The sequence below is a fragment of the Corynebacterium maris DSM 45190 genome, assembly GCF_000442645.1.
GTDB lineage: Bacteria > Actinomycetota > Actinomycetes > Mycobacteriales > Mycobacteriaceae > Corynebacterium > Corynebacterium maris.
This window is the reverse complement of record NC_021915.1, coordinates 2082925-2107540: the sequence shown is the minus strand read 5'-3', so window position 1 is coordinate 2107540 and position 24616 is coordinate 2082925. Positions and strand designations below refer to the sequence as shown.

23 protein-coding genes and 1 tRNA gene are annotated in these 24616 nt (G+C 66.9%); 13 read left to right on the top strand and 11 right to left on the bottom strand.

What is annotated here, in order from left to right; all coding sequences use genetic code 11:
- Positions 1-40: 40 nt before the first annotated feature.
- Positions 41-529, bottom strand: a complete 489-nt coding sequence (locus B841_RS09820; protein WP_020935345.1) for an ArsR/SmtB family transcription factor — start codon at positions 527-529, stop codon at positions 41-43.
- 226 nt (positions 530-755) lie between these two features.
- Here B841_RS09820 and B841_RS09815 point away from each other — a divergent pair, with 226 nt between their 5' ends.
- Genes B841_RS09815 through B841_RS09805 form a run of 3 tightly spaced genes read left to right on the top strand, consistent with a single transcriptional unit; the run spans position 756 to position 3166 of the window.
- Positions 756-2138, top strand: a complete 1383-nt coding sequence (locus B841_RS09815) for a glycine--tRNA ligase (protein WP_020935344.1) — start codon at positions 756-758, stop codon at positions 2136-2138.
- Positions 2138-2659, top strand: coding sequence for a hypothetical protein (locus B841_RS09810; RefSeq protein WP_020935343.1), 522 nt, complete (start codon positions 2138-2140; stop codon positions 2657-2659). Before B841_RS09815 ends, B841_RS09810 begins: the two co-directional genes overlap by 1 nt.
- Before the next feature lie 18 nt (positions 2660-2677).
- Positions 2678-3166: a hypothetical protein gene (locus B841_RS09805; protein ID WP_020935342.1), complete on the top strand. Its 489-nt coding sequence runs from the start codon at positions 2678-2680 to the stop codon at positions 3164-3166.
- Between the two features lie 21 nt (positions 3167-3187).
- Here the strand turns inward: B841_RS09805 and B841_RS09800 are convergent, their stop codons facing one another.
- Entirely contained in the window at positions 3188-5269 is a 2082-nt protein-coding gene (locus B841_RS09800; RefSeq protein ID WP_020935341.1) for a TPM domain-containing protein, read from the bottom strand.
- A gap of 55 nt (positions 5270-5324) precedes the next feature.
- Positions 5325-8306, bottom strand: coding sequence for a TPM domain-containing protein (locus B841_RS09795; protein WP_020935340.1), 2982 nt, complete (start codon positions 8304-8306; stop codon positions 5325-5327).
- Positions 8307-8375: 69 nt separating this feature from the next.
- Between B841_RS09795 and B841_RS09790 the strand changes: the two genes are divergently transcribed.
- Positions 8376-9071, top strand: a complete 696-nt coding sequence (locus B841_RS09790; protein WP_020935339.1) for a YdcF family protein — start codon at positions 8376-8378, stop codon at positions 9069-9071.
- Positions 9072-9074: 3 nt separating this feature from the next.
- Positions 9075-10352 (top strand): deoxyguanosinetriphosphate triphosphohydrolase, encoded by a 1278-nt coding sequence (locus tag B841_RS09785; RefSeq protein ID WP_020935338.1) that lies wholly within the window; start codon positions 9075-9077, stop codon positions 10350-10352.
- A gap of 7 nt (positions 10353-10359) precedes the next feature.
- Here the strand turns inward: B841_RS09785 and B841_RS09780 are convergent, their stop codons facing one another.
- Complete coding sequence (locus B841_RS09780) at positions 10360-10617, bottom strand: hypothetical protein (protein WP_020935337.1); 258 nt, start codon at positions 10615-10617, stop codon at positions 10360-10362.
- A complete protein-coding gene (locus B841_RS09775; protein WP_020935336.1) occupies positions 10607-11041 on the bottom strand; it encodes a ribonuclease domain-containing protein in 435 nt (144 codons plus the stop codon). Before B841_RS09775 ends, B841_RS09780 begins: the two co-directional genes overlap by 11 nt.
- A 115-nt stretch (positions 11042-11156) precedes the next feature.
- Between B841_RS09775 and dnaG the strand changes: the two genes are divergently transcribed.
- Together dnaG and B841_RS09765 are read left to right on the top strand one after the other, a co-directional pair.
- Positions 11157-13064, top strand: a complete 1908-nt coding sequence (gene dnaG / locus B841_RS09770; RefSeq protein ID WP_020935335.1) for a DNA primase — start codon at positions 11157-11159, stop codon at positions 13062-13064.
- A gap of 95 nt (positions 13065-13159) precedes the next feature.
- The gene (locus B841_RS09765) at positions 13160-13522 is read left to right on the top strand and encodes a DUF6640 family protein (protein WP_020935334.1); all 363 of its coding nucleotides are present in this window, start codon (positions 13160-13162) and stop codon (positions 13520-13522) included.
- A 25-nt stretch (positions 13523-13547) separates the two neighbouring features.
- On the opposite strand, the gene B841_RS09760 is transcribed toward B841_RS09765, so the two are convergent.
- From B841_RS09760 to B841_RS09750, 3 genes are all read right to left on the bottom strand, one after another.
- Complete coding sequence (locus B841_RS09760) at positions 13548-13844, bottom strand: DUF503 domain-containing protein (protein WP_020935333.1); 297 nt, start codon at positions 13842-13844, stop codon at positions 13548-13550.
- 6 nt (positions 13845-13850) lie between these two features.
- On the bottom strand, positions 13851-14114 hold the full coding sequence (locus B841_RS09755) for a hypothetical protein (RefSeq protein WP_020935332.1): 264 nt from the start codon (positions 14112-14114) through the stop codon (positions 13851-13853).
- Between the two features lie 63 nt (positions 14115-14177).
- A complete protein-coding gene (locus B841_RS09750; RefSeq protein ID WP_245561043.1) occupies positions 14178-16013 on the bottom strand; it encodes a glycoside hydrolase family 15 protein in 1836 nt (611 codons plus the stop codon).
- A 127-nt stretch (positions 16014-16140) separates the two neighbouring features.
- Here B841_RS09750 and B841_RS09745 point away from each other — a divergent pair, with 127 nt between their 5' ends.
- From B841_RS09745 to B841_RS09725, 5 genes are all read left to right on the top strand, one after another.
- Positions 16141-17490, top strand: coding sequence for a glucose-6-phosphate dehydrogenase (locus tag B841_RS09745; protein WP_020935330.1), 1350 nt, complete (start codon positions 16141-16143; stop codon positions 17488-17490).
- A gap of 479 nt (positions 17491-17969) precedes the next feature.
- Complete coding sequence (locus B841_RS09740; RefSeq protein WP_084482028.1) at positions 17970-18860, top strand: YwiC-like family protein; 891 nt, start codon at positions 17970-17972, stop codon at positions 18858-18860.
- 179 nt (positions 18861-19039) lie between these two features.
- On the top strand, positions 19040-20242 hold the full coding sequence (gene wecB / locus B841_RS09735; protein ID WP_020935328.1) for a non-hydrolyzing UDP-N-acetylglucosamine 2-epimerase: 1203 nt from the start codon (positions 19040-19042) through the stop codon (positions 20240-20242).
- A gap of 148 nt (positions 20243-20390) precedes the next feature.
- Complete coding sequence (locus B841_RS09730) at positions 20391-21284, top strand: SDR family oxidoreductase (RefSeq protein ID WP_020935327.1); 894 nt, start codon at positions 20391-20393, stop codon at positions 21282-21284.
- Positions 21285-21354: 70 nt separating this feature from the next.
- A complete protein-coding gene (locus tag B841_RS09725; RefSeq protein WP_020935326.1) occupies positions 21355-22521 on the top strand; it encodes a tyrosine-type recombinase/integrase in 1167 nt (388 codons plus the stop codon).
- Positions 22522-22557: 36 nt separating this feature from the next.
- Here B841_RS09725 and B841_RS09720 read toward each other — a convergent pair whose 3' ends face one another.
- Both B841_RS09720 and B841_RS09715 read right to left on the bottom strand, forming a co-directional pair.
- Positions 22558-22983 (bottom strand): OsmC family protein, encoded by a 426-nt coding sequence (locus B841_RS09720; protein WP_020935325.1) that lies wholly within the window; start codon positions 22981-22983, stop codon positions 22558-22560.
- A 16-nt stretch (positions 22984-22999) separates the two neighbouring features.
- Positions 23000-23500, bottom strand: coding sequence for a TspO/MBR family protein (locus tag B841_RS09715; RefSeq protein WP_020935324.1), 501 nt, complete (start codon positions 23498-23500; stop codon positions 23000-23002).
- 98 nt (positions 23501-23598) lie between these two features.
- On the opposite strand from B841_RS09715, the gene B841_RS09710 reads away from it, so the two are divergent.
- Entirely contained in the window at positions 23599-24075 is a 477-nt protein-coding gene (locus B841_RS09710; RefSeq protein ID WP_020935323.1) for a DUF3817 domain-containing protein, read from the top strand.
- A 137-nt stretch (positions 24076-24212) separates the two neighbouring features.
- Here the strand turns inward: B841_RS09710 and B841_RS09705 are convergent.
- Positions 24213-24285: transfer RNA gene (locus B841_RS09705), tRNA-Asn, on the bottom strand.
- Positions 24286-24616: the final 331 nt, after the last annotated feature.

Here is a 24616-nt window from a genome sequence, read left to right as displayed (position 1 = left end):
CTGCTCCTGACATGACGGGACTGGGATGTGTCCCTCCATGCTACTTCGACGTCGGCGACGGTGACTCCGGGGTCGCGGGAACCAGGCCCGGCATGTTCTCGTGCACGTGGGTGGGAGGATCCACGATCGCGGCCTTACTGATGGAGACGGTGGACTCCTCCACGTCCGTCCCCCGGGCGCGCCGGGATTTCCGGCGGGCGGCCAGTTCGTCCTGCTGCCCCTGCCGTTGGCTGACCTGCTCGCCGAGGCGGGCGGCCAGGTCGATGACGTCGATCGTCTCGGGCGTGACCAGCCGGTAGGAGACTTCTCGGCCGGAGCGCCGCGACTCCACCAGCCCCGCGCGCTTGAGCACGCGAAGGTGCTGGCTGATCAGCGGCTGGGATTTCCCCAGGTGGGAGACGAGCTCATGGACGACGTGCGTCCGCTCGTGGAGTTTGATCAGGATGTCTAGGCGTAGAGGGGAATCGAGGGCGGCGATGACGGTGGCCGCCTTGTGCAGGGATGTGGGATCGTGTTGGCGAATGGTCACGCTGCGATCGTTCCTTCAAAGGTTTTCTTACGCCCTAGTCCGAAAGAGGCTTTCCAGGAAAGAGTTTCGGCGAAATAGAGTGAATTGTAAAGGCGAGGGGCATTTTTCAATATTATACAGGTGTCCTAGATATGTTGCGGTGGTGGACCCCTGCTAAACAGGGAACACGCGCAGGCTAGACTGGGCGCGAGTTGACCGCCTATCACAGGAGAATGAGTTCAGAGCCATGGCAGCTTCCGTTCTTGACACCGTCATCAACCTCTGCAAGCGCAGGGGTCTGATTTACCCTGCGGGTGAAATCTACGGCGGTACCCGCTCCGCCTGGGACTACGGCCCGCTGGGCGTGGAACTGAAGGAGAACATCAAGCGTCAGTGGTGGCGCCACATGGTCACCCGCCGCGACGACGTCGTGGGCGTGGACACCTCGCTCATCCTGCCGCGCCAGGTGTGGGTGACCTCCGGCCACGTGGAGGTCTTCACCGACCCGCTGGTGGAGTCCCTGCACACCAACAAGCGCTACCGCGCCGACCACCTGATCGAGGCGTACGAGGAAAAGCACGGCCGCAAGCCGGAAAATGGCCTGGCCGACATCAACGACCCGGAGACCGGCCAGCCGGGCAAGTGGACCGAGCCGAAGGCCTTCTCCGGCCTGATGAAGACCTACCTGGGCGCCGTCGACGACGAAGAGGGGCTGCACTACCTGCGCCCGGAGACCGCGCAGGGCATCTTCGTCAACTTCAAGAACGTCATGACCTCGTCGCGCATGAAGCCGCCGTTCGGCATCGCCAACATCGGCAAGTCCTTCCGCAACGAGATCACCCCGGGCAACTTCATCTTCCGCACCCGCGAGTTCGAGCAGATGGAGATGGAGTTCTTCGTCAAGCCGGGCGAGGACGAGGACTGGCACCAGTACTGGATCGACAACCGCCACCAGTGGTACATCGACCTGGGCATCGATCCGGAGAACCTGCGCCTGAACGAGCACGCGCCGGAGGACCTGTCGCACTACTCCAAGCGCACCGTCGACATCGAGTACGCCTACGGCTTCCAGGGCACCAAGTGGGGCGAGCTCGAGGGCATCGCCAACCGCACCGACTACGACCTGCGCGTGCACTCAGAGGCCTCCGGCGAGGACCTGAGCTACTACGACCAGGAGGCGGAGGAGCGCTGGATCCCCTACACCATTGAGCCGGCCGCCGGCCTGGGTCGTGCGCTCATGGCCTTCCTCATCGACGCCTACACCGAGGACGAGGCTCCGAACGCCAAGGGCGGGGTGGACAAGCGCACCGTCCTGAAGCTGGACCGCCGCCTGGCCCCGGTCAAGGTGGCCGTCCTGCCGCTGTCGAAGAAGCCGGAGCTGGCGGAGCCGGCGCAGAAACTCGCCAACGAGCTGCGCGAGTTCTGGAACATCGACTTCGACACCTCCGGCGCGATTGGCCGCCGTTACCGTCGTCAAGATGAGACGGGCACCCCGTTCTGCGTGACCTACGACTTCGACACCCTCGAGGACAACGCCGTCACCGTCCGCGAGCGCGACTCCATGGAGCAGGAGCGCGTGCCGCTGGATGAGCTGCAGGGATACCTGGCCCAGCGACTGATCGGCTGCTGATGCACTACACCAGCTGGGACCGCGGAGACCGCGACCGCCCCAGGCTGCTGGCCGAAGACGGACCGCTGGAGCTGGCGGTGTTCGACACCGCCGCGGAAAAGGCGGCCGTCGCGGGGGAGACCTGGGAGTTGAGTTACTCCAAGGACCTCGGCGCCACGGCCACGCTTGCCGACGGCCGGGTCTACCGCGCCGCCGGCAAGTTCCCGCGCGACAAACAGCTCAAGGTCTCCCTCAACGGGCACTCGTTCACCCTCGTCAACGAGAACAAGAACGACTGGATCATCGACGACAACCACGACAACAAGATCGCCCAGTTCACCGGCTCGCACCACGGCGTGCGCAAGGCGATCCTCGAGTTCGAGGGGGAAGCGGAGGACCACGGCTTAGACAGCGACGACGTCGTCGCCCTGAGCTGGTTCGCCCGCTTGGCGCTGGAGTCGCGGATGGATCAGACGGCGAACGCGTTGATCGTCACGCTGATCATTCTCAGCATCGCCGGGGTTCTCGCCTTTATCATCTAGGCGCGATAGATTGGCCCTGTGCCTAATCTCAGCAGCGACCGCGCCGGAATCTTCACCGACGATTCCGGCGGCCAATGGGTCTGGGACGGTTCGGAGCTTCGCGACGGGACCGGGCAGACCCTGGCCATCGTCCGCGCCGACGTCATCGTCACCAGCGGCCAGCGCCTCCTCGTGGAACATTCGTCCGGCCCCATGTATTTCCGGGTGCGGGCGACCACCGACGACGGCCACGTCTACCGGGTGACCCAACCCGGCATGACCGTCTCCCGGCTGATCGGGGATTGCGCCGGGCGACGCTACCGGCTCAACCGGACGTCCGTGTTCCGTAAGGAGCGCGCGGTGGAAACCGCGGACGGCAAGGTGGCCGCGTACGTGCGGCCGCTGCTCACCGGCGACGTCGAGGTCCGGGACGGCCCGCACCCCGACGCCCTGCCGCTGCTCGACGCCGTGTTCCTCACCTGGGCGTGCGTGCTGGTGGACGCCCCGGTGCGCCGCACCCTGATCTAGCTGTACTGGCCGGGCAGCGCCTTAGAAGGAGCCGCCGCGGCTGGAGAACCCGCCGCCGCCTCCGCCGAAGCCGCCCCCGCCACCGAAACCGCCGCCGAAGCCCCCTCCGAATCCGCCGCGTCCGCCGCCGCCGAGCAGCTGGCCTAACACGATGCCGGTGACCACGTTGCCGACGCCGCCGCCGACCTGCTGGGTGGTCATGCGGCGCCGGTACTCGGACACGTCCGACTGCGCCTGCTTCGACGCCCGCTGCGCCTGCTGGGCCGCCTGGCGGGCGTACTCGGTGGCCTGGCGCGTGTGCGTCTTACGCCCGTGCATCGCCTGGGCGGACAGCTGCTTCGCGTTCGCCAGGTACGTGCGCGCCTGGGCCTGGACCACCGCACCACGCGAGGCGATGAGATCCTCCGCGGACTGGATCTGCGACTGGGCGGCGGCCAGCTGCTTGTCCAGCAACGCCAACTGGCGTTCCTGCGACGCCGTGGACTCACGCACCGCGTCCAGCTGGACGTCCAGCCTGCTGTCCGAGTCCATGAGCTCGGAATAAGCGCCCAGCGGGTCACGCGCGGCCTGGGTGCGGACTTGCTCCAGCACGGAGGAGGCCTCCGCGACGGCCTCGTCGAGGGCCTCCCAGTCGGCCTGCGCGCCCTGCTTCACGCCGCGTTTCTTGAGCTGTTCCGCCTCCTGGATTTCCTCGGTGACCTCGTCGATCAGCGGCTGCAGGCCCTCCTGCGCGGTGACGATGTCCTGGTCGGCGTGCTCCACGCCCACCAGCAGCGTCTCGGTCAGGTCCAGGGCGCGTTCGGTCTCCCGGATGGCGTTGACCAGCCCGCCCTGCTGGCCGGCGGGCTTATTTTCCAGCTCGCGGCCCTTCTCCAGCTGCTGCTCCGCCTGTTCGAGGGCGACTTCGGCCATCTCCACGTTGTCGTCGATGGATTCCAGCATCGCCTCGTCGTAGCGCGACTGCAGATCCGAGAGCGTGGCCCGGGCCGGTTCCACGCGGGCGCGCAAGGCGATGGTCTGCTGCGTCAGCTCGTCCAGCTTCGGTCCGGCGTTGACCAGGAGGTTACGCAGCTCGGCGAACTCCGCCGATTGCTCGTCCAGGGACTCTTGCGCCAGCCCGCACGTGGAGATGATGTCCACCAGCATCGCGCGTTTTTGCGGTTCGGTCTCCGGGATGGCGTCGTTGAGCTTCTGCTGCGTCTGGTGCGCGCGCTGCAGGGCGCCGCTGGCGTTGTTCATCGCCCGGGTGAACGGGCGGGTGCGCTCCGCGCCGAATTCGGCAACGGCGATGTTGAGCTCTTCCCGGGCGTGGCGCACCGACTCGTCGGTGGCGACGATGGCTTCCTGGGCGCGGGTCTCCAGGGTCTCCACCGGCAGGCGCAGCATCGCGTCCGTGTCGTCGGGAGAGAGCTCCCGGGCGGTTTCCAGCTGCTGGGCGGAGGTCTTCTTCTTGTTGCGGCGCGACACGGCCCAGATGCCGGCGCCGGCGCCGACCACGGCCACCCCGCCGGCGCCCAGCCAGGCGGCGGACTCCCCGGAGATCTGGCCCGAGGTGGCGGCGCCCTCGACGACGGCCAGGCCGGCGCCCGCCCAGTCGGACTCGACGAGGGGGCCGTACATGGCGGAGTCGATGTCGTCGAGCTCCTGCTCCGTCCAGTATCCGGCGCTGGTGTCTGCCCCGAAGTTGTATTGCCGGTCCTCGGTGGCGATCGCCGCGACCAGGGTGTTGCCGCCGCCGTTGGCCGCCGCGGCCTGCTCCGCCCACTGCTGCGGGGTGTACTGGCCGAACGACGGCAGGTACACGATGAAGATCGACTTCTGGTTCTCCGTCATGAACTGGTTGATCGCGTCCTCGATCTCGGCGAGCTCGCTGGCGCTCAAGACCCCGGAGGCGTCCGTGACCCGGTTGGTCAACTGCCCGGGCGGTACCGTGCCCGCCGGGGCCTCGGCCTGCGCCTGCTGCCATTGCAGCGGCTCCGCCGGGGCAGGGGCGGGGGAGGGCGCTTGCTGGGCCGCGGCCAGTGGCGTCAGGGACACCAGTGCGGCGGCGCCCAGGGTGGACGCGCCACCGAGAAGAATCGAGCGGAAACGCGAGGAAGTCATGCACCCAAGACTACCGGGAACCGCCCTGTGGGGATTGGGCGATGGCGGCAGAAAACTAGAACGAGCCGCCCCGGCTGGAGAACCCGCCGCCTCGGCTGCCACGGTTGCTTCTGGTGCTGCTTCCGCCCCCGAAACTTCCGCCTCGGCTGGAGCTACGGCGGGAACTAGACGATCTGGAGCTAGAGCCGGAGGATCTGCGGCTGGAACTGGAACTCGAGTTGCCGCTGGAGCTCGAGCTCCAGCTGGAGTGGGAGCTGGTCGAAGAGCTGGAGGCGGCGATGGCGGCTGCCCAACGGGCGGCTCTGTTGGTGGCCTTCCGCGCAGCTTTGTTCTCGTTCTCTCGTTCTTGGGTCGCCCTGCGTGCTTCTCTCAGCGTTGCCATGCGAGCTTCTCTATGCGCTGCGGTGCGCGCGGCTTCCTGCTCCGCCTCCACTTTTTCCTGGTGAGCTGTGATGTCTTTTTGCGCCTGCTCGGCAGCCTGCTTCGCATGCTGGGTAGATGGTGTCGCGTATTCGATTGCTTGCCATAACGGGGCCGCGGCTTCTCGGAGCTGCGTCGCTCGTTCGACCAGTCGCCGAGCGTTCAGCAGGGAGGCGCGGGTTTCGGTATTCACTATCTCCTGATGAGTGACGATGAGGTTGTCCGCCACCTGGATCTGTTCCTGGGCGGGTAACAGGTATTTATTAAGTCGCGTCAGCTGTCGCTTCTGTGCGTCAATGACCGTGTGAGCGGCTCGGAGCTGTTCTTCTAACGCGGTGTCCGCCTCCAAGAGGGCGACATACGACCCTAAGGGGTCAGTTGCGCCGCGGGTTTCCGCTTCCGCCAACACGATCGAGGCTTCTGCGGCGGCGGTGTCCAAGGCGTCCCAGTCAGCAGGCAGATACAGTGACGCGCCACGTTTCTTGAGCTGCGCCGCCTCCTTGATTTCTTCGGTGGTTTCTTTGATGAGCGGTGGCAGCCCTTCTTGGGCGATGGTGAGGTCGTCTTCCGCATTTCGAATGCGCAGCAGCAGGTCATCGGTCAGTTCCACCGCCCGGGTGGTGTCCCGGATGATGTAAGACAACCGTCCTTGCTCCCCGGCTGGCTTGGCTTTGAGTTCGTAGCCGATCTGCAGTTGTCGTTCAGCGTGGTCGAGGGACTCGGTGGCCTTGCCCACGTTTTCGCTGATGGACGAGAAGAGGGCCGGTCCGTAACGGGCTTCCAGATCAGAGAAGACGACGCTCATCCTCTTGAGACGAGTCCGCAGGGCGACGGTTGCTCGGGTGAGCTCATCGAGATGCGCGTGAGCGTGCAGGAGAAGTTCTCGCCGGTCGGCGAATGCGCTGATTTGTTCGTCGAGTTCTTCTTGGGCCAGACCATAAGCAGAGATGAGATTGATGAGTCTGATGCGTGTGCGCGGCTCTTGTTCCACGTCAGAGCCAGATTGTGATTTCACGGAGTGGAACCACCGCCGTTTGAGACTGTAGCCGAGTTTCTTCAGCGTGCGGGAAAAACCGGTGGAGTTTTCGGCCTGCACCGTGGGAACGACCAGGAAGAGTTCTTCCCGCTCACGCTGCGTGTGCTGGAGGACGTGATCGGCGTTATCGAGCGCTCGAGTAAAGGCACGGGTGCGGCCTATCCCGAACTCACTATGGGCGTTGTCGAGCGCTTCTTGGCCCCGGAGCACGGAGGCTCGAATGGCGACGGTGATTTCTTCGGCCCGGCGACGCAAGGTGGTGGTCGCCAATAAGGACAGCTCGGAGGGATCTGCGGGGGAGATGCTGCGGGCAGTGGCCATCTTTTTCGCAGCTTTCTTTTGCGCCACATACCGGACGATCGCTAAGGCGCCGACAGCGGCGATAACGAGCATGGCCAGCAGGAGCCAGCCGGTCCCTGCGCCGTCGTTGCGGGCAGGCCTGCTCGGGGAGACTTCATAGGCGGGCCGTGTCGGGGAGACCTGGGCGGGTTCAGCGGCGACTGCGGCGGGGTCGACGCCTGCCGCGGAGATCTCCGTGGAGAAGGCCGCCTCGATGGCCGCGAACCCGCCGCCCGCCCACCCGGACTCTTCTAAACCGGTGCGGGTGGCTGCCTGTAGGTAATCGAGCTGCTCCTGGTCCCAGTAGCCGGTCTCCGAGAGCGGGCCGACGCTGTGCGCCACGTCGTCGGTGAAAAACATGGCCGTCAGTGTGGCCTCATCCGCCTCATCGGAAACCTGGGCGGACCATTCGCTGAGATCATATTCCGCGGTGGGCACGTAGACCACGAAGAGATTTCTGCCGGCCTCCTCCGCGAGCTCATCGATCGCGTCTTCCATCTCAGCCGCCTGAGCTGGATCCAACACGCCGGAGAGGTCCGTGACATAGGGCGGGTCCTCTTCCGGGACAGCGGCAGCGGTCTCCTCCACCTTCTCCGGCTCCGCCTGGGCTGGCGGTTCCGGCTCAGCATCGTCGTCGAGCCCGAAGAAGCTGGCGATACCGCCCACCACATCGTCCACGGCCTCGTTCATCCGAGCTGACGCAGTCGCATCCTCCACTGCCGCGAATCCCACGCCCGCCCAGTCGGAGTCCACCAGTGACGGGAAGATGGCGTCCTCGACGTCGTCGAGCTCCCACTCGGCCCAGTACCCGGCGGAGGTGTCCGCGGCCAGGCCGTAGTGGCGGTCCTCGGTGGCCACCGCCAAGACCAGGGTGTTGCCCCCGCCGTTGGCGGCGGCCGCAGCTTCGGCCCACTCCATCGGGGTGTAGTCGCCGAAAGAGGGGAAGTAGACCAGGAAGATCGACTTCTGGTGATCCGTCAAATACTGCTGGAGGGCGGCGGCCAGCTGCGCGTTCTGCTCTGGGCCCAGCACGCCGGAGGCATCCGTCACCCGGTCGGGCAGCTGGCCGGGTGGGAGAGTGTCGGCCAGCGCAGGGGCCTGCGCCTGGAGCACCTCCTGGGCGGTGGAGGCGACCGCCGGAGCTGCGTGGGCCACGGCTGCCGGGGTCAGGGACAACAACGCCAGGGCGGCCAAAGAAGACACGATTTTAGGAAACACCGAGCGCACACGGGAGGAAGGCATGCCTAGCACACTACTGTGAGAACCCTGCCTACAGGGTATCGGCGAGAAACCTGTCATACTGGGGACAGCATGAACACACCATTCCGCACCGGGGCCCTAGCCCTGCTCACCGCCCTCCCGCTCGCAGCGGCCAGCTGGCCCGCCCGGATTCTCTGGCACTCCGCCCGCCGCTCCCGCAGCACCCCGGCGACGGTCGACTCCGCCGCCATCTTAGGCACCGCACAGTACGACGGCCGCCCCTCCGCCCAGCTGCGCGGCCGCCTGGACCACGCCGTCGACGTCGCCGCCCGTTTCCCCGACGCGGTGCTGCACCCACTCGGCGGCAAACTGCCCGGTGACCGTTACACCGAGGCCCAGTCCGCCGAGAAATACCTGCGCGACGCCGGCGTCACCGGACGCATCAACGCCGTGCCCGTCGGCTCCAGCACCAAAGACTCCTTCGAGGAACTCGCCGCCCGCAGCAAGGTGGGCCGCTGCCTGGTGATCACCGACCCCAACCACTGCCTGCGCGCGGAGAAAATCGCCCGTTCCGCCGGCATCGACGCCGTCGCCTCACCCACCCCGTACTGCCCGTCGCAATTTCCGGACCGCTCCTGGTGGGAATCCGTGGTGCACGAAAGCGGCGGACTAGTCGTCCTGGACGTCTCCCACCTCCTGGGCCCCGCGGCGGCGGATATGCTGGAAACCACACTGCGCAGGCTGCAACTGCTGTTCAAGCCGTCGCGCCGGGACCGAATCAACCAGCTGGAAGACACCGACACGTAACCGATGCCCCCGTACACCTACACCGCCCACGACACCGCCCGCATCTTCGCCGAAGGGGCGAAGGGCAGCCAGTTCGCCGACGCCGAACCCGACCACCGCAGCGACTTCGACCGCGACCGCGCCCGCGTGCAGCACTCGGCGGCGCTGCGCCGGCTGGCCGACAAAACCCAGGTCGTCGGGCCCCGCGACGGCGACACCCCACGCACCCGGCTGACGCACTCGCTGGAAGTCGCCCAGATCGCCCGCGGCATCGGCTCCGAACTGGGACTCGACCCCGACCTCTGCGAAGTCGCCGGCCTGACCCACGACATCGGCCACCCGCCCTACGGCCACAACGGGGAACGCGCCCTCGACGCGCTGGCCGCCGACTGCGGCGGCTTCGAAGGCAACGCCCAGAACCTGCGCATCCTGTCCAAACTGGAGCCCAAAACCCTGGACGACGCCGGCCGCAGCGTCGGATTAAACCTCACCCGCGCAGCGCTGGACGCCTCGTGCAAGTACCCGCGCACCCGCACCAACCCGGACGGCACCCTCAACCGCAAATACAGCGCCTACGACTCCGAGGCCGACGTGCTGGCCTGGCTGCGCGACGGCCACGACGACGACTCGCCGCCCATGGAGGCGCAGGTGATGGACTGGTCCGACGACATCGCCTACTCCGTGCACGACGTCGAAGACGCCGTCGTCTCCGGCCGGATGTCCTTCACGGTGCTGTGGGACCTGGTGGAACTGGCGTCGCTGGCGGACAAAGGCTCCCAGGCCTTCGGCGGCACCCCCGACGGACTGCTGGAGGCCGCCGACCGCCTACGCCAACTCGACGTGATCAACGCCGCCGCCGACTTCAACCACTCCCTGCGCGGCTACGTCGACTTAAAACGCATGACCTCGGAACTGGTGGGCCGCTACGTCGGCGCCGCCGTCGCCGCCACCGACGAGACGGCCGAGCGACCCGTGGGCCGCCAACACGGCCGCCTGATCGTGCCCGAACACGCCCAGGCGGAAGTCACCCTGCTCAAAACCGTCGCGGTGCTCTACGTCATGGGCATGCCGGTGCACCAGCAACGCCAACACCGCCAACGCGACCGGATCTACCGGGTCCACGACTATCTGCTGGCGGGCGCGCCGGGCACGTTGGATCCGATGTACCGGCAGTGGTACCGGGAGGCGGAGACGGACGCGCAACGCCAGCGGGTGGTCATCGACCAGATCGCGTCGATGACGGAGGCCCGCCTGGAGCGCATCGCGAAGCACTCCGCCGGCCTGGCCGGGTTCATGGGCTAGGCGTCGATCAGCGGCACAGGGTGATGCCGAGGTCGTCGAGGATCCCGTTGATGCGGGAGGTGTCGGCGTCGTCAAGCCCCCAGTCGGAGGCGATGATCTTGCCGGCGCGGGCTTCGCGGAGCAGGTCCGCCATCCCGTCGAGGTTGGTGGGGGCGGGGCGCGGGTTGACGCAGTCGCGGTAGCTGATCGCGGTCAGCGCGTCGAAGAAGTCCTGGCGGCAGCGCAGGCGGTGGTTGATGAGAATCGGGTTGTCTCTAAGAGGCATCGGGGATCTCGCAGAACGATTCGTAGTGGTCGTGGGTGTAGTACCAGACGTCCGGGTCGGTGTCGGCGTCGCCGCCGGTGACGATGCGGCGGGCGCCGCGGTGATCAAGGCCCGGGGTGTCCACCGTGTATTCCCGGTAGTAGCCGAGCTCTTGGTCGGGCAGTTCGCCTTCGTAGTTGCCGAAGCGGGTGCCGTCGTTGTCCGGATACTCGAAGGGGCCGCCCGCGACGATGTCGGCGGCGGTTTCCTCGGCCTCGTCGGGAAGTGAGCCCATCTCGCAGGCCGGCAGGCCAGAGACGGTCGACCCGGCGGGGGCTTGCTCATCGGTGAGCAGGTCCACGCCGAAATATCCGCCGATGGCAACCAGCAACGCTGCGCCGATTGTCCCGAGGACGGTCTTTTTCTGCGGGGCCTGATGAGCCATGCGCTCATTGTGGCACCCTGAAGGCCAGCTAATAAAACTCTATAAACCCTAGGTTAATGGCGGGCGGGGAAGCGTCCCTCGGCGCGGTTTGCCCGCCCCGGTAAACTACGAAGTTATGGCACAGGGACGAATTCCGGAGAGCGACATCGAAGCCATCCGCGAGCGCGCCCCGATCGATGAGATCGTCGGCGAATACGTGCAGCTCAAACCGGCGGGCTCCGACTCGATGAAGGGGCTCAGCCCCTTCAAGGACGAGCGCACCCCCTCCTTCCACGTGCGCCCGGCGCGCGGCTACTACCACTGCTTTTCCACCGGCAAGGGCGGCGACGTCTTCAGCTTCCTCATGGAGATGGAGCAGCTGTCCTTCCCGGAGGCGGTGGAGTCCGTCGCCCAGAAAATCGGCTACACCATCCGTTATCAGGGCGGGTCGACGGGGGCGCGGAAGGAGAAGCCGGGCACGCGCCAGCGGTTGATCGCCGCGAACAAGGCGGCCCATGAGTTTTACCGCGAGCAGCTGGAGACCCCGGAGGCCGCCCCGGCCCGCGACTTTTTGCTGCAGCGCGGCTTCGCGCGCGAGCACATCTACGAGTTCGGGTGCGGCTACGCCCCGGCGGGGTGGGACACCTTGACCAAGCATCTGTTGCGCACGGGCTTCGACTTTCAGGAGCTGGAGGCCGCGGGCTTGGCGAAGATGGGCCGGCGCGGGCCGATCGATCAGTTCCACCGCCGCCTGTTGTGGCCGATCAAGGATCTGGCCGGCAATGTCATCGGCTTCGGCGCCCGCAAGCTCTTCGACGACGACAAAATGGGCAAGTACATGAACACCCGCGACACGATGTTGTACAACAAGTCGAAGGTGTTGTTCGGGCTGGATCTGGCCAAGCGCAACATCGCTCAGTCGCATCAGGCGGTGGTGGTGGAGGGCTACACCGACGTCATGGCCATGCACGCCGCCGGGGTGACCACCGCCGTGGCCTCCTGCGGCACCGCCTTTGGCGGCGACCATCTGCAGGTGCTGCGCCGGTTGATGCTGGACGACAACTATTTCCGCGGTGAGCTGATCTACACCTTCGACGGCGACGAGGCCGGCCAGAAGGCCGCCATGCGCGCCTTCGAGGGGGATCAGAACTTCACCGGCCAGTCCTTCGTCTCCGTGGCGCCGGAAGGCCTGGACCCGTGCGACCTGCGCTTGGAGCGCGGCGACGCCGCCGTCCGCGACCTGGTGGCCTCCCGCATCCCGATGTTCGAGTTCGTCGTCGACTCCCTGATCGCCGAGTACTCCCTCGACACCGCGGAGGGCCGACTGCAGGCGCTGCGGCGCGCGGTGCCCGTGGTCGCCGACATCCGCGACGATGCCCTACGCGTCGAATATGCCCGCCAGCTGGCCGGCTGGGTCGGCTGGCCCGACCCGGACGAGGTCATCCGCCAGGTCCAGGCCGAATCCCGGAAGCCGAAGCGGAAGAAGGACGACGCCCGCCGCCGCGCCACCCGCTTCGAGCACGGTGAGTCCCAGCCGGTGCAGGACATCCCCCTGCTGATCGCCCCGAACCCGAAGGACCCGCGCCTGTGGCCGGAGCGCGAATCCCTCAAGATCGCCCTGCAGTACCCCAGCCAGGCGGGCTCCTACTTCGACGGGCTCAGCTCCGACACTTTCACCAACGAGGCCTACTCGGCCGTGCGTGAGGCCATCGTCGCCGCCGGCGGATGTGCGTCCGGCGGGGACGGGGGAGTGGAGTGGATCGCCGCCGTCGCCGGCGAGATGGCGGACCTCTCCGGCCGCAACCTCGTCTCCGAGCTCGCCGTCGAAGCACTCGCCACCGAAGACGACCTGGCCACCTTCACCGACTCCGTGCTTTCCCGGCTGCAGGAGCAGCGCGTGAGCAACCAGATCGCCCAGTTAAAAAGCCAACTGCAGCGCATGCGCCCCGCCGACGACGAACAGGCCTACAACACCTTGTTCGCCGACATCATCGCCCTAGAGCAGGCGCGACGCGAGTACAACCACCGGGCGTTTCGGATGTGAGACGCTTACCCTGGGGGTCATGAAGCAGACATTCTTTCAGCTCAGCGGCCGTGCCGGGTAGGGCGCGGGCCTGGGGCCGGCGGATCCTCACCGGGGTGGCCGCCGCGACCGCGGTCGGGGGAGCAGCCGTCGACGCCAACCGCACGCACCTGTTCAATCCCGCCTGGCCGCCGCATGCGCGTTTTCACGACGCCCAGACCATTTCCCTGGCCGCGCTGTTGGGCGGCGGCTTATACGCTCTGCACCGCCGTGATGACGCGGCCGCCGGCGCCGCGTTGCCGGCGCTGTTCTGGGCGTCGATGGCAAGCGCTTTCCTTTACCCGGGCACCGGCGGGCTGCAGGCGGAATTCCCGGAGCTGATCCCGCGCATCCGCGGGGTATGGATCGACGAGCGCTTCGCGGCCGGGACGATGCTGGGGTTAGGCGCGGTGGGCTACGTGCTCACCCGGCGCCGGTGACCGGCCGACCGCGCCCCTCGGCGGGTCACTCCTCGTCGGAGCGCAGCATGTCCCGGTGCGCGGACAACAGCTCGAACTCCGGCCGGAAAGCCACCAGGCGTTCGATTTCGTCGAGCACGTCCACCACGTGCGCGCGGTCCGCGGCGACGACACTGGCGCCCACCAGCGCGCGGCGGTGCAAGTCCAGGTGCCCGACCTCGGCGGCGCTGACCGGGAACTTCCGCCGCAGCTCCGCGACCACGGGGCGCACCAGCGAGCGCTTCTGCTTCAGCGAATGCACGTCGCCCATGAGCAAGTCGAACTCAATCCACCCGATCCACATGAGCGCTCACCGCTTGTCGTCGAGGTCATCGCGCTCCAAGATCTCCTGGCCGTCCACGCGCGAGTCCTTGTTCAGATTCTTGACCTCGCGCATCCGTGGCTGCGGATCGAGCTTGTCGGCGATCGCCTTGCGGGTGGAGGAGACCACCGATTTCGTCACCGGCGAATTGATCACGGCCTGATAGCCGTCCTTGATCTGATAAAAACGCTTGCGTCCCGCCCGGGTGCCGAAGACGTACCCCGCGGCGGCTCCGATGACGAACTGAATCATGAGAAAATACTTCCTTCACTCGTCGAACAACATTCCCCGGGGCGGCCCCGAACACTGACGGAACTAGTCTACCTGCTCGACTTCCCCGATCGTCTGCGCCGCCCGCACCAGACCCAGGTGCGAAAACGCCTGCGGGAAATTCCCCGCCAGCCGGCCATGCTCCGGAGAATACTCCTCCGACTGCAGTCCCAGATCCGTGCTCACCGACAACAACCGCCGCATCTCCGCGTGCGCATCGTCCAGCCGCCCGGAAAACGCGTACTGCTCCGTCAACCAGTAGGAACACATCAAAAACGGATACTCGTCGCCCTCCAGGCCGTCGAAACCGGTGGTGCGGTAGCGGTGCAGGAACCCGGCGTCATCCAGCAGGTCACACTCAATGCGCGCCACCGTGGCCAGCATCTTCGGGTCGTCGTAGTCCACAAACCCGATCTGGGCGAGCTGCAACAACGAGGCGTCCACCTCCGTGCCGCCGTACACCTGGGTGAAAGACTCGATCTCGTCGTTCCACCCGCGCTCAAAAATCTCCTCGCGCAGACGCTCCCGCAACTCCCGCCACGTGTCGAGCTCCCCGTCCTCCACGGGATAATCATGCTTGTCGACGGCCGCGATCCCCCGGTCGAACGCCGCCCACATCATCGCCCGGCCATGCGTGAACCAGTCCGGCTCACCGCGCATCTCCCACAGCCCGTGGTCCTTGACGTCGAAACGCGCCTTCTGGAAGCGCAACAACGCCCGCTGCAGATCCCACGACAACTCCGACTCCGGCACACCCGCGTCCCGGATCTTCTCCAACGCGACCATCACCGTGCCCACCACGTCCGCCTGATACTGCTCCGCCGCCCCGTTGCCGATGCGCACCGGGCGCGACCCCTCATAACCGGGCAGATGATCCAACTCGAACTCCGGCAGATGTCGCTCACCGCCCAACCCGTACATGATGCGCAGGTCATGCGCGTCACCTGCGATCGCTCGCAGCAGCCAATCCCGCCACTCCTCCGCGCGCCGAGAAAACCCGGAGCGCACCAGCACCTCGATCGACAGCGCCGAATCCCGCAGCCACACGTAGCGGTAATCCCAGTTCCGGCTGCCCCCGAACTCCTCCGGCAACGACGTCGTCGGGGCGGCGACGATGCCGCCCGTCGTGGAATCCGTCAATGCACGCAACACCACCAACGAGCGACGCACCTCATCCTCGTACTGGCCCGACAACTCCGGATGCGCCGCCCACTTCGACCAATACTCCCGGGTGGTCTCCATCGCCTCGGAATAATCCATCGGCTCCGGCGCATCGTCATAGGAGCGATGCCAGGTCAACACCCAATTGGCCTCCTCGCCCTCCGCCAACCGGTGCGTTCCGTGGTGACAGTTGGTCTTCGGAGACCGCCGCAACTCCGGGCCCGCCACCTGCACCGCGTTCGGCCCCGAAATCGCGCAGATCAACGCATCGCCGTCGACGTCGGAGTCATACGTGAAAAACGGGGTGGCCGCCCCGTAATCGAACCGCAGCCGCAGCACCGTCTCCACCTCCACGACGCCGCTGAGACACCGCACCCGCCGCACCAGGTCATGCCGGACGTTGCCGTCGGCGTCCGGCGTGGTCGGCATGAAATCCACCACCTCCGCGGTGCCCGTCTCACTGGCCCACACGGTGCGCAGAATCATCGAATACCCCACATAATGCCGCTCCGTGACCTCCCCGCCAGCGATTCCGATCCGCCAATGGCCGTGCGACTCATCGCCGACCAACGACGAAAACACCGCCTGCGAATCAAACCGCGGCAGACACAACCAATCCACGCTGCCGTCGCGGGCCACCAGCGCGCCCGTATGCGTGTCAGAGACCAACGCGTAGTCCTCCAACGGGGTCGAGCCGGAACCTGCCTGCCGCTCTGCCATCATCATCTCTCCCACACTCGTCTTCCACGGCCATGCTTGCGCCACCACCGGGGCGCATCACCCGCCCAGCCTAAAGAAACCCACACCCCCACGCACCGCCGCCGCCACCGCACTACCGTGGAGAACCATGACGGAGAACAACGCCCCCACCCCCCACACCTTCCTCATCCTCGGCGGCAACAGCGACCTCGCCGGACGCCTGCTCATCCCCGGCATCGCGGACTACCTCTCCCTCACCCCGCAGGCGAGCATCCGCATCGTCGGCAGCAGCCGCAGCGACGACCACGACTACCCCGGCTTCATCCGCGACGCCCTCGCCGACGCCGACGCCGACGGCATCACCGACGACGTCATCGACCACCTCGCCGACACCGCCACCTGGGTCACCGCCGACGCCACCGACCTCGACGACCTCACCACAGCCGTCGAGCACGCCGTCCACCGCGACCCCGACGCCCGCCTGGTCATCTACTACGGCCTCGCCCCCGAAGTCACCGACGACACCATCGACCACCTCCGCCAAATCACCCTGCCCGACAACACCGTCCTGGCCATGGAAAAACCCTTCGGCGTCGACGCCCCCTCCGCGGCCGAACTCGAAGACAAACTCGCCGCCACCGTCACCGAAGACCACATCTTCCGCGTCGACCACTTCCTCAGCCAAGCCGCCACCATCAACCTCATCGGCGCCCTCGAAGCCAACCACCTCCTCCAAGCCGGCTGGAACAACACCGCCGTCGAAACCATCGACATCGTCTACGACGAAGCCCTCGGCCTCGAAGGCCGCGCCGACTTCTACGACTCCACCGGCGCCGCCGAAGACATGCTCCAATCCCACCTGCTCAACACCGCCGCCCACATCCTCGCCGCCACCGACCCCGACACCAGCGTCAACGACGTCCTCGACGCCGCCACCGCCGACGTCAGCGCCGCGCGCCGGGCCCGCTACACCGCGGGCACGGTCGAGGGCCGCGAGCTGCCCGCCTACGCGGACGAAGAGGGCGTGGATCCCCAGAGACAGACCGAGACGCTGGCGCAGGTGACCTTCACCGTGGACAACGACCAGTGGCGGGGCGTGCCGGTGACGCTGCGTTCCGGCAAGGCCATCGGCAATGCGCTACAGGCGATCACGGTGACCTATAAGCCCACCGAGCAGCACCCCGACGCTCCGACCACCCGCCTGGTCGTGCCTTTCGAGGACAAGATCGCCGTCGACTTAAACGTCGCCGACCACGGCGACCCGGAGGCGCTGCAGCAGGTGCGCCTGAACAGCGCATTGTCGCCCTCACGGCTGACCCCGTACGGGCGCATCGTCAAAGCGATCGTCACCGACGACCACGACGTGGAGGTCCCTGCTGGGGCACCCGAGCGGGCGTGGGCCATCATGCAGCCGGTGCTGGACGCGTTTTCCTCCGGTGAGGTGCCGCTGGACGAATACGAGGCCGGCTCCCACGGGCCGCAGGAGTGGTTCGACTGACGCTGCCCTCTAGGGGGGCGGGGCGAAAAACTGGGCTGAGCCTAAAGACGGCCCCCGCCCGCCACTTTCCGCCGGAACTATCGCTTTTCGGGTTGAACTCGGCTAACTTCAAAGATGATCCGAATTAAATCTGAAATATTGGGCTTATAGGTGGTGGGTACGTGGGGAAAATGGGCTCTCCTCAGCGGGGGCAGGTCGATGAGCGGACGTCCGGTTCAATAGCCCTCGCGGCACTGGCGTCGGCGGAGTTCAATGCCAGCGGTGTGCCCCCGGCGGAGCAGCAGGTCGACCGGGAGCCCCTGGCGGAGGGTGAATCCGCGAACAGGTAGTCCCCTCTCCGGCGGCGGGCACGGTGAACATACCCGTGCCCGCCGCCGCCTTTCCCGGGCCCTCATGGGGCGCCCAGCAGGGAGGCATCTCAAACTTTCGATTGATATAGACTGGCGATGACAGTCAGCAATCGGACAGGGGAGAAGTGCATGACCATCGCGCACACCGCAGCGCAGACATCCGCCACGCCGACCACGCCGGCTCGGGCGGGAAAGAAACGTCGGGGCAGGGGCGTGTCCCCGTGGATCTCCAACCAGCACGGGGCATGGGCCATGCTCATCACCCCAGCGGTCTTGGGGTTGGTGGCCGGGGCGCTCGCCTGGGCCCGCGGCGGCGGCCCGGCCGGTGACCTCATCGCCCTGGTGGCCGTGCTCGTGGCCTGGTTCTTCGGCTACGGCGTCTTCTTCGCCTTCGGCCTTGCGGCACGGGCCCGCACTCCCCGCCGACGCCGGAAATACCTCGCCCCCGTCTACGTCTACGGCGCGATATGCCTGGCGGCGCTGCTGGTCGTGGCGCTGGCGCGTCCGGCCACCGCCTGGTGGGCGATCCCCTACGCCCCGCTGGTGGCGGTCGCCGTCTACGAAACGCTGCGCGGCAGATCACGCTCGCTGCCCTCCGGGGTCTCCACGACGATCGCCTCCGCGCTGCTGGTGCCCGTGCTCGCGGACGTCGGCGGGGCAGAGCTGACCTGGACCCACGGGGCGACGGTCTCAGCGACGTTTCTCGCCCTGTATTTCTCCGGCACCATCCCGTTCGTCAAAACCATGATCCGGGAAAAGGGCAACGAGTCTTTCCTGCGCCTGTCCGTCGGCGCGCACGTGTTTTCCCTCGTGGTGGTGGCGGCGATGGTCTGGGCGGCGTCGCTCAATGTCTGGGCCGCGGCGGTCATGGTCGCCGTCATGGCCATTGCGCTGGTCCGGGCCGTGTGGTTCCCCGTCACCGCCGGCCGGGGGCGGGCATGGACGGCCCGCGACGTCGGCGTCGCGGAAATGCCGGTGTGCCTGCTCGCCGCACTCGGCGTGCTGCTGGCGGTCTCGTAATTACTGAGGAGAACCTGAGATAGTGGCGGTTGTTCTGCCTGGGAAAGAGTTGTCAGATAAGGTAGCGCACGCTGTGTGCAACACAGCGACAGTGCCACACACTCCGCCTCCGGGGCCCGTTTCCTGGGAGCTGGCGTACAGGGGTGTGGTCGAACACCGCGTAGCCTGCAAGGAGAACCATGGCGAGACCGAAGATCATGACCGTCTACGGAACCCGACCGGAGGCGATCAAGGTCGCCCCGGTGATCAAAGCGCTCGAACGCGATGAGCGTTTTACCTCCGTGGCCGTGTCGACCGGCCAGCACAAGGAGATGCTGGATCAGGTCAACGCGATGTTTGAGATCACCCCGGCCCATGATCTGGCGTTGATGAAAAACGGCCAGTCTCTTAATCAACTGGTCTCGCGCGCACTCGAGGGACTGGACAAGATCATCGTCGCCGAGCGCCCGGACGTGATCATCTCCCAGGGCGATACCTCCACGGCGATGGCCGCGGCGGTGGCCGGGTTCAACCGTGGGGTCAAGGTCGTGCACCTGGAGGCGGGTCTGCGTACGGGCAACATCTATTCGCCTTTCCCGGAGGAGGCCAACCGCAAGATCATCGGCCAGGTCGCCGAGCTGCATTTGGCGCCGACCTCGGAGTCGAAGGAGAACCTGCGGACGGAGAATTTCCGGTCCCGCAACATCGCGGTGGTCGGCAACACCGTCATTGACGCGTTGTTGAAGGCCTCGAGCTGGGAGACCTGCTTCGATGACCCGCGCCTCAACGCGTTGACCAGTACGGATCAGCGGGTGGTGTTGGTGACCACGCACCGGAGGGAGAATCTGGATGCGATGGCCGAGATCGGCGCCGCGGTCCAGGAGTTGGCCGTGCAGTACCCGGATGTGGTGTTTGTGTTGCCGCTGCATCTGAATCCGCGGGTGCGCGAGGCGGTGTTGCCGCACGTGGATGCGTTGGCCAACGTGATGATCACTGATCCGTTGGCCTATGACCAGTTCACCCGGTTGATGGCACGGTCGAGCATTGTGTTGACCGATTCCGGTGGGGTGCAGGAGGAGGCCCCGTCGTTGGGTAAGCCGGTGTTGTGCATGCGGGAGAACACGGAGCGCCCGGAGGCGGTGTTGGCTGGCACGGTCAAGCTGGTGGGCACCGATCGGGTGCGTATTGTGGCGGAGACCTCGATTCTGCTGGATTCGGCCGGGGCGTATGAGGCGATGTCGAAGGCCGTCAACCCGTACGGCGACGGGAAGGCGGCGAAGCGTTCGGTGGCGGCGATCGCCCAGTTGCTGGGCGTCGGTGAGCGGTTGCCGGACTTCGCTCCGGAGGTCGAGGTCGCGGAACCGGGGATGGATGAACCCCGCCTGAGCGACCAGCTGGTCTGACGCCCACCTGGGCGGGGGTGCGGACGGGCGTCCAATTTGACAACCCGCCCGCAGTCACTTTCTTCCTCGACACCGCGGGGCAGGGTGCCTACACTGGGGCGCACCATTGACCCCGTGGCCGCCGCCGGCTGCCGAGAAAGGAAGACAGATGTCGAACGATTCCGCAGCTCAAGACCCCCGCACCATGTACCCCAAGGTCGACCCGCCGCGCCAGAAGCAGCCGGAGCCCGGCCTAGACGTCAAACTCGACCCGCGCGCCGACGTCGGCTTAGACAGCTATGAGGGCACCGGCCGGCTCAAGGGTCGCAAGGCCCTGGTCACCGGCGGCGACTCCGGCATCGGCGCCGCCGTCGCGATCGCCTACGCCCGTGAGGGCGCCGACGTGGCCATCGCCTACCTCCCGGAGGAGCAGCCCGACGCCGACCGCATCGTCGCCGCCATCGAGGACGCCGGCCAGAAGGCCTTCGCCTACCCCGGCGACTTCGCCGACCCGCAGTACTGCCGCGACCTGGTGGACAAGTCCGTCGAGGCCCTCGGCGGGCTGGACATCCTGGTCAACAACGCCTCCCGCCAGATCTGGGCGGATGGGCTGACCGAGATCTCCGACGAGCAATTCGACGCCACCATGAACGTCAACCTCGGCGGCAACTTCCGCGTCACCAAGGCCGCCTTGCAGCACCTTCAGCCGGGTGCGTCCATCATCTTCACCACCTCCATCCAGGCCTACCAGCCCTCGCCGACCCTGCTGGACTACGCGATGACCAAGTCCGGCCTGAACAACCTGTCCAAGGGACTGGCCACCGCCCTGGCCGGCGAAGGCATCCGTGTCAACGCCGTGGCCCCCGGGCCCTTCTGGACCCCGCTGCAGCCCAGCCACGGCCAGCCGCAGGAAAAGGTCGAGGGCTTCGGCCAGCAGGCCCCGCTGGGACGTGCCGGCCACCCCGTGGAGCTGGCGGGCGCCTACGTCTACCTCGCCTCTGACGAAGCCAGCTACACCTCTGGCGAAACCCTCGGCGTCACCGGCGGCACCATCACGCCTTAACGCTGTGCCGCGGCGCACGTTCCCTCCGGGGTAGGGAACCCGCGGCGCCGCCCGCACAGTCCAAAGGGGCATGGACACCTTTACAACGCCCGGGCACGACCCCGTCGGAGACATCCGCCTCACCCTCCTCCCGACGGGGCGGTGGCGCGGGGAGACCACCGTCCGCCTGCCGGACGGTGAGGTCGTCGCCGTCGCCGCCGAAGGCGACGGCAGGGAAGAGGCGTACGAACGCACCCGCCAACGCGCGCTGGTGCGCGCCGTCGGCGGCCCCGCCATCGCGCTCACCCCGGAGATGACCCTGCTCGAACTCGTGGACCGCACCCTGGACGCCATGCGTGCCGACCAGGTCGGCCGGGGCAACAAGATCCAGACGATCAACATGTACGAACGCCACGTGAAATTCCTGCGCGGCGGCACCGGCGACATGGCCATCGGACACCTGCCGCTGACCGAATGCACCGCCGCCGTGATCATCGCCTGGCTGGAGCACCTCTCCCGGCGCGCGCCCACCTCCGCCCGGCACACCAAGGTCCTGCTGCTGCACAGCTTCGACCTGGCGATGCGCCACGGCGTGACCCTCTGGGCGCACAACCCGGCCCGGCGCGCGCACCTGACCCAGCCCGAGCCCTACGTGCCGGTGGAATTGACCGAGCAGGAGATCTCCGGGTTGTGGCGGCGCATCCTCGAGTGGGAAAAGACGGGCAAGCGCACCGATCTCTCCGGCATCATCGGATTCCAGATCGCCACCGGCGTGCGGTCCGGGGAAGTGCTCGCCGTGCGCTGGCGCGACCTCGACCTCACCGCCACACCCGCCACCGCCACGATCTGCGGGACGATCGTGCGCCCTGACGGGGTGCTGACCCGCCAGCCCACGCCGAAGAGCTCCGCCGGACACCGCACCCTCTCCTTGCCCGGCTGGTGCGCCGACATGCTGCGGGAGCGACGCCGTGCCGCGACGGCCGAGCTGGTCTTTCCCAACGCCAACGGCGGGATCCTTGACCCGCACAACATCGGGCGGCGGTTCCGCGACGCCCGTGGCGAAGAATACGGCCACATCCGGCAAAAAGACTTCCGCTCCACGGTGGGCACCGTCGTGGCCAACGCGTACGGCTCGGCGGCCGCCGCCCGCCAACTGGGCCACCGCGACCCCGCTATCACCCACCGCCACTACATCCGCCCCGCCACCGAGGCCGGCGACCACACGTCCGTCCTCGACGAATTCGGCCCGGCGGCCTGACCCCCGCCGCAGGGAGGGCAGGGGAGCGGTATGCCGTCAGCGCGGCTGCACGGCGGCGGTGGCGGCCACCCCGTGGTTGACTGAACGCTTCACCGTGCACAGCCGGTCGATGACCCGCTCCGCCTGCTCCACGAGCTTTTCCCGCGCGGGGCCGTCCACCCCCGGCATCTCTGCGGTCAGCGTCACCGCGATCGACTCGATCAGGTCGGCGGCCTCATCCACGGACGCCGCCACCGTCGCCGTCATCTCGTAGTCCGGGCCCAGCTTGTGCGCCAACTGCGCCTCCGCGGACAACGCCGCACACCCGGCGACGGCAGCCTGGAGCAGCTCACCCGGGGTAAACGCCCCTTCCGCGCCGGCCATGCCGATCTGCAACTCGGCGCCACGGTCATTGCGCAGCGTGAAAGTCCGCGCAGCGGTGCGCTCTGCGGATAGGGCGGGGGCAGCCTCGTGCTCAGCCACGGGAGACCACCCGGCCTCAGTTCTTCGCCGCGATGGCCGTCGACAACGCCGTGGCAAACGCCGTCCATCCCGCGTACGGCGCCAACGCCGCACCCCGGGCGGGGGAGGACTCGTAGGCGCGGCGAGTCAGATCCGCGGAGCTGAGCGCCAAGGCGCCCGCGCCCGCCGCCGCCAACCACGGCCGCTTCGAACGGAAGAACAACCCGCACCAGCCGGCGTTCAACGCCAAGTTCACGCCGAGCGCCGTGGCGTGCCCCTTAGCCTGCTCCCGCTGGCCCGTGTCCACCAGATCCGTCAGCACCATGGAATTCACCGCGGCGATGTCGGCGTACAACGCCGTCCACGCCACCGGGAAGACCGCCGCCGGCGGCTGCCAGGACGGCTTGCGCAGCGACTTGTACCACCGGTTCTCCGGATCCGTCAGGGCCGTGCCCACCGCGGCGGCCGCCACGACCGCACCCGTGGTGGCCGCCGTGACGCCGTTGGCGTACTTCTTCAGTTCAGAGGTAAAAGACATGGCCCCACCTTATCCACGCGCGTGAGGCCCCGCCCACGAGTGTGTCCCGGCTCGCTTCGGCTAGGGAGAACACCCATGTGACGGATAGCCTTGGCGACATGACACCAAAGAGCCTCCACCGGATCGCAGCCGGCCTGGAAATGATCACCTGGACCCTGCTCATCCTGGGAATGATCCTGAAATACAGCGGCGTCACCGACGGACTCGTCCCCATCGCCGGCCCCATCCACGGCTTCGGCTTCCTCTGCTTCGCCGCCATGACCCTTCTCATCTGGATCAACAACCGCTGGCCCTTCTGGCTCGGCGCCCTCGGCCTGATCATCTCCGTCATCCCGTGGGCGGCCCTGCCGTTCACCCTGTGGGCCGACCGCAAGGGCCACCTCGAGGGTGACTGGCGCTACCGCGACAACGACGCCAAGCCCGCCCACGCCGCCGACTGGGTCCTGGCGCAGGTCGTACGCCACCCCGTGCGCAGCATCCTCATCCTGCTGGTGATCATCGCGGTCGTCTTCACCCTGCTGCTCACCATGGGACAGCCCTACGACCCGGACGCCATCGTCGACTCCGTCAACTAAGCCTGCTCGGCCGCCCGGGGTAGGGGAGTGGTGCACTCCGCACCCCGTAGCGGTGGGTCGGCGCCACGAAACTTATCGACGCCCGCCCCACGAAAACGAAGAAGGCCACCGGCTTCCCGGTGGCCTTCTTCTCTGTGCTCCCCCAACTGGTCTCGATCCAGTGACCTTCCGATTAACAGTCGGATGCTCTGCCAACTGAGCTATGGGGGATTAACTTTTCGTTGCTCTGTACTTCCTTGCGGTGTCCGTTGCAACGATTAGTAACTATAGCCAGAGGTGCTTAAAACACACAAATCGCCTGGTAGATAGTGGTTTTAGATACGTTCGTAGGTTTTTACTACTAGTGGGTGCCTTCAATGTAACGGGGCAATACCCTGCACTCCAAGGACACGGCACAGTTCTCACCGGCTATCCTTAAACCTTTGATAAGGGAAAGACACTCTTTGGAGCCTTGGATGTCCGCCCTACAGCGTTGCTAGATAGCCGGTTAAAGCGACCCTGGGATCAATAAGAAGCGACGTCCTGCGATTGAAGAGTCATC